Genomic DNA, 3,848 nt, shown 5'->3' with positions numbered 1-3,848 from the left:
AAGGCCGGATCGTTGAGCAGGGCGAGTATGCGGTCGGCGCCGGCCTCGGCGGTCTGACGGGCGGTCATGTCCGCGGCGTGGGCGGGCAGGGCCGCGGCAAGCACGCAGAGAACCAGGGAGAGAAGGAAGATTTTGATGCGCATTATACACCTCCGAAAACGACTTTGCCGATCAGGGCTTCGAGGTCAAGGGCGGGTTCCGTGTCGGTAATGAGGCTGCCGGGTTCGAGCGGGGTTTCCGAGCCTCCGGGTGTGATGGCGATGTATTTGTCGCCGATGAGGCCGCTGGTCTTCACCGAGGCCATGACGTCTTCGGAGAGCGGCACGCCTTCGTTGATGTGCAGATCGACGTGGGCGGTGTAGTCCTTGGTGTCGAGCCGGATGGCGGACACCCGGCCGATGGACACGCCGGCGATTTCCACGCTGGCTCCGACGCGCAGACCGGCCACGGAGGAGAAGCGCGCGGTCACGGTGTAGCCGCTGTCGCCGAGCACTTCCATGCGGCCGAGCTTGATGGTGAGATAGGCCACGCAGACAAGGCCGATGACCACGAATATTCCAATGACGGTGTTCTTTGCAGCTGACATAGGTTCCTCGTTAATCGTCCAGCCATTCGGCCAGCGCCTTGCGTACGGAGCTGTCCAGGGGCGGAGCCGCCATGCGGCGGGATTCTTCAAATTTGCGGTCGAGAAAACGGCGCAGATAGGGGTCCTGCGACGCGTGAAGTTCTTCCTTGGAGCCGGAGAAGGCCGCGCGGCCGTTCTGGAGCACGAGCACGTGTTCGGCAATGTGTTCCACGCTGCCGAGGTCGTGCGTGACCACCACGGTGGTCATGGAAGGATAGCATGCCTTCATGTCGAGCAGAAGCTGATCCATCTGCGCGGCCGTGATGGGATCAAGGCCGGAGGTGGGCTCGTCGCAGAAGAGCACGGGCGGCTCCGTGACGATGGCCCGGGCGAGGCCTGCGCGCTTGCGCATGCCGCCGGAAAGCTCGCCCGGATAGTAGGAGCCGAACTTTTCCAGACCCACGAGAGCCAGGGTGCGCAGGGCGGCTTCGCGCAGGGTTTTTCTGGGCAGTTTCGTGTGCTCGACAAGGGGCAGGGCCACGTTTTCGGCGAGGGTGAGGGAGCTGATGAGCGCTCCGTCCTGAAAGAGCACGCCGAAGCGGCGGCGCATCTTGCGGAACTGCGTTTCCGACATGTTGCACACGTCGCGCCCGCCGATGCGTATGGAGCCCGCATAGGGGCGGTTCAGGCCCAGCAGCAGGCGCAGAAGGGTGGTCTTGCCGCAGCCGGATTCGCCGAGGATGGTGGTGATGGTTCCGGCGGGGATGACGGCGGAAAAGTCCTTCAGCACGATGCGGCCGTCGTAGCCGCCGTCGAGATGTTCAAGGGTGATGTCCCAGGCTTGCTGATTCATGCGCGCCTCAGAGAAGGAAGGAGGTGAGAACGTAGTCGGCCATGAGAATGAGCACGCAGCTCATGACCACGGCGGACGTGGTGGCGTTGCCCACGGCTTCCGCGCCCTTGCCGTCGCTTCTTCTGTGGGCGTTGTAGCCCTGGAAGCAGCACACGGTGATGACGATGACGGCAAAGACCACGGCCTTGAGAAAGCAGCCCTGCACGTCGTCCATGGTGACGCTGGACTCGATGCCGGAAAAGTAGCGGCCTTCGTTGAGTCCGAGCAGCACGCAGGCGGACAGGTAGCCGCCGAAGATGCCCACCACCGTGAAAATGGAGGTGAGCAGCGGAAACGTGAACAGGGAGGCCAGAAGGCGCGGGGTGACGAGATAGCCCGTGGGATTGATGTCCATGACTTCGAGGGCGTCGATCTGATCGGAGATGCGCATGACGCCTATTTCCGCGGTCATGGCGGAACCGGCTCTCGCAGTGATCATGACGGCGGTGAGCACGGGGGCCATTTCGCGGATGAGGGTGAGGGCGAGCAGGGAGCCGAGCATGCCCTGAGCGCCGAACATGGACATGGCGTAGAAGGCCTGCAGGCCGAGCACCAGACCGGTGAACAGGCCGATGAGCAGGATGACGAACATGGATTTCGCCCCGATGACGTATATCTGCTGGAGAATCTTGCCGAACAGCCGTCGGGAGCCGTATGCCTGCCTGAAACCTTCAAAGAGAAACAGCGCCATCTCTCCGAGGCGGTTCAGAAGATTCAGGACGGGTGCAAAGATTTCATTCATAATGTTGTCTTACTCCGGTGGATAAGTAGAGGGACGTTAGCCGATTTCCCGAATTTTAGCAACGCATGCGCCTGTTGCGGGGCCGGACGCTTGCATGATTTTTCCTGCAGGGGTATGAGAGAGGATTGTCATGTCATGATATGAGTTTTTTCAGGAGAATACCTATGTGTCTTGCCGTTCCCGTTCGAGTCGTGGAAGTGCCGGAAGAGGGAAAGGCCCGCGTTCAGGTGGGTCAGGGGGAAAATTATATGGAAATTTCCACCCTTCTTCTGCCGGAGGCTCCCCGGCTCGGCGACTACGTTATTGTGCATGCGGGCTTTGCCCTGCGTTCGCTCGACGCCGCCGAAGCGGAGGAATCGCTCAAGATCTTCCGTCAGATTGCGGCGCTCGGGGTGAACGAGGGCCGCGAGCTTGAGCGCCTCTGAGTTTTGACGCCGGCGGAGCGTCCGGCGAGCTGCGGCGTTTTTGAAGCGCGGGCAGCCTTTTTGCCGGGCGGGCCGCCGCGCTCCGGGGCTGATTCTTTGCGTCGGCACGCGCCGCTTCCGTGTTTTCCGATGGGAAACGCGGGGCGGCGTATTTTTTTGCCTTTTGTCGCCGCGCCCGAGGGCTTACGGAAAAGGGCGCGCCGCCTGAACCCGGCAGTTTTTTGGGGGGCTCGCGTGAGGGAAGGGAGAAGAGCCTCCGTGCCGTCTTCATGCTGGGAAAAAGGCGTGTCGTCGAAGCCCGTGCGTTTTCCCCGGTTTTACTTCATGAACAGCTTGAAGGGGGCGCTCAGCACGCCGCCCACCAGGTCGATGACGCCGGAGCCCAGATTGCCCACCGTGCCGGTCACCGCGCCGAGCAGTTTGTAGGTGATTTTCGGCGAGAAGAGATTGCCGGTGATGGAAAGGGGCATTTCCGGGATGCCCGCCAGCGTGACCGTGGCCTCGGCGTCGATGGTTTCCGTGGCGAGGCTGGCCGTTCCGCCGCCGGTGATGGTGATGGGAGAGCCCTTGATGAGAAAGTCGCGGCAGGAGGCCACGCCGCCGGAAAGGGCAATCGTCATGGACATGGTTTTGAAGTCCGTGCGGGATTCCTTTCGGGTTCTGTCGCCGTGGCCGGATTCAGGCGTCACGATGGCCCCGTTCGAGACGAAAAGCGAGAGCTTGCCGCTGAGCGCGTGTTTCCAGTCCTCCCAGTGCTTCTGCCGCGAGCGCAGGGAGGCGTCGAAGGTGCCGGTGCCGCCGATGAGCGTTTTCTGGCCTCTGTCGCGGCTGAAGTTCATCATGTTCATGTTCCGGCATCGGGTGACGAGGGAAAGATCCGCGGCGCTCTGATCGGCGGCAAGTGCGGCCTGAAAATGGGCTTCGGCCTGTCCTCCGCCGGGGAAGACCGCCTTGAGCGACGCGCTCAGCGTGCCGTTTTTCTGGGAAACGGGCAGGGAGACGTCGGCGAGCGTGGTGGAAAAGGCCCGCAGCCTGTCGGCCGAGAGCGTGAGGGACAGGTCGGTGTTCTTCAGGAAGGAGAGCGGCAGCGGCGTGGACGAGGAAGAGGCGCGGCTTTCCGTGGAGCGGTAGTCGTCGATATTGAGAAGGGGGAAGTTCAGCGCTCCGGTGAGGGTCGGCCTTCCCGAAAGCGACTGATGCAGGCTTCCGCTGAAGGAGGTGCCG

General features: G+C 62.4%; 5 protein-coding genes. 1 reads left to right on the top strand and 4 read right to left on the bottom strand.

The window, feature by feature from the left end; genetic code table 11:
- Window positions 1–142 precede the first annotated feature (142 nt).
- The 3 genes from mlaD to ACZM96_RS10000 are packed head-to-tail and all read right to left on the bottom strand — an operon-like array spanning window position 143 to window position 2,199.
- On the bottom strand, window positions 143–586 hold the full coding sequence (mlaD, locus tag ACZM96_RS10010) for an outer membrane lipid asymmetry maintenance protein MlaD (RefSeq protein ID WP_489488871.1): 444 nt from the start codon (window positions 584–586) through the stop codon (window positions 143–145).
- Between the two features lie 10 nt (window positions 587–596).
- The gene (locus ACZM96_RS10005) at window positions 597–1,418 is read right to left on the bottom strand and encodes an ABC transporter ATP-binding protein (RefSeq protein WP_294486377.1); all 822 of its coding nucleotides are present in this window, start codon (window positions 1,416–1,418) and stop codon (window positions 597–599) included.
- A 7-nt stretch (window positions 1,419–1,425) separates the two neighbouring features.
- A complete protein-coding gene (locus ACZM96_RS10000) occupies window positions 1,426–2,199 on the bottom strand; it encodes an MlaE family ABC transporter permease (RefSeq protein ID WP_346664529.1) in 774 nt (257 codons plus the stop codon).
- Window positions 2,200–2,363: 164 nt separating this feature from the next.
- Here ACZM96_RS10000 and ACZM96_RS09995 point away from each other — a divergent pair, with 164 nt between their 5' ends.
- Window positions 2,364–2,624: a HypC/HybG/HupF family hydrogenase formation chaperone gene (locus ACZM96_RS09995; RefSeq protein WP_489488870.1), complete on the top strand. Its 261-nt coding sequence runs from the start codon at window positions 2,364–2,366 to the stop codon at window positions 2,622–2,624.
- 317 nt (window positions 2,625–2,941) lie between these two features.
- On the opposite strand, the gene ACZM96_RS09990 is transcribed toward ACZM96_RS09995, so the two are convergent.
- A partial coding sequence (locus ACZM96_RS09990) for a hypothetical protein (protein WP_489488869.1) occupies window positions 2,942–3,848 on the bottom strand: 907 nt, incomplete at its 5' end.

The sequence above is a fragment of the Mailhella sp. genome, from assembly GCF_057866825.1.
Note: the sequence above shows the minus strand (reverse complement) of the source record. Positions and strands in the feature narration are given on the sequence as shown.

Coding starts and splice junctions, on each gene's coding strand:
- ACZM96_RS10005 (WP_294486377.1), bottom strand. CDS start 1,418: ATGAATCAGCAAGCCTGGGACATCACCCTTGAACATCTCGACGGCGGC.
- mlaD (WP_489488871.1), bottom strand. CDS start 586: ATGTCAGCTGCAAAGAACACCGTCATTGGAATATTCGTGGTCATCGGC.
- ACZM96_RS09995 (WP_489488870.1), top strand. CDS start 2,364: ATGTGTCTTGCCGTTCCCGTTCGAGTCGTGGAAGTGCCGGAAGAGGGA.
- ACZM96_RS10000 (WP_346664529.1), bottom strand. CDS start 2,199: ATGAATGAAATCTTTGCACCCGTCCTGAATCTTCTGAACCGCCTCGGA.